The sequence below is a fragment of the Cellulosimicrobium cellulans genome (assembly GCF_024124905.1).
GTDB classification, from domain to species: domain Bacteria; phylum Actinomycetota; class Actinomycetes; order Actinomycetales; family Cellulomonadaceae; genus Cellulosimicrobium; species Cellulosimicrobium cellulans_G.
In genome coordinates, this window is the sequence record NZ_JAMXST010000010.1 from 1 (window position 1) to 818 (window position 818).

Here is an 818-nt window from a genome sequence, read left to right on the forward strand (position 1 = left end):
AGTGCGGGTGGAGTCAACGTTGAAATACCACTCTGGCCGCTTCGGATGTCTAACCTCGGTCCGTGATCCGGACCAGGGACAGTGCCTGGTGGGTAGTTTAACTGGGGCGGTTGCCTCCTAAAATGTAACGGAGGCGCTCAAAGGTTCCCTCAGCCTGGTTGGCAATCAGGTGTCGAGTGCAAGTGCACAAGGGAGCTTGACTGTGAGACTGACAGGTCGAGCAGGGACGAAAGTCGGAACTAGTGATCCGGCGGTGGCTTGTGGAAGCGCCGTCGCTCAACGGATAAAAGGTACCCCGGGGATAACAGGCTGATCTTGCCCAAGAGTCCATATCGACGGCATGGTTTGGCACCTCGATGTCGGCTCGTCGCATCCTGGGGCTGGAGTAGGTCCCAAGGGTTGGGCTGTTCGCCCATTAAAGCGGTACGCGAGCTGGGTTTAGAACGTCGTGAGACAGTTCGGTCCCTATCCGCTGCGCGCGCAGGAAACTTGAGAAGGGCTGTCCCTAGTACGAGAGGACCGGGACGGACGAACCTCTGGTGTGCCAGTTGTTCCGCCAGGAGCACCGCTGGTTGGCTACGTTCGGAAGGGATAACCGCTGAAAGCATCTAAGCGGGAAGCCTGCTTCAAGATGAGGTTTCCATACCCTACGGGGTGAGAGGCACCCAGCAGAACACTGGGTCGATAGGCCGGACGTGGAAGCGGGGACGAAAGACCCGTGCAGCTGACCGGTACTAATCAGCCGACAACTTCAACACCAACACACTTTGCTACGCGTCCACTGTGCGGTTCCCGAACCACCAACACCACACCCCCCA

At 58.3% G+C, this 818-nt stretch carries 1 rRNA gene; it reads left to right on the forward strand.

What is annotated here, in order from left to right:
- Window positions 1–759, forward strand: a 23S ribosomal RNA gene (locus tag NHH00_RS20440); the annotation flags it as partial.
- Window positions 760–818 lie beyond the last annotated feature (59 nt).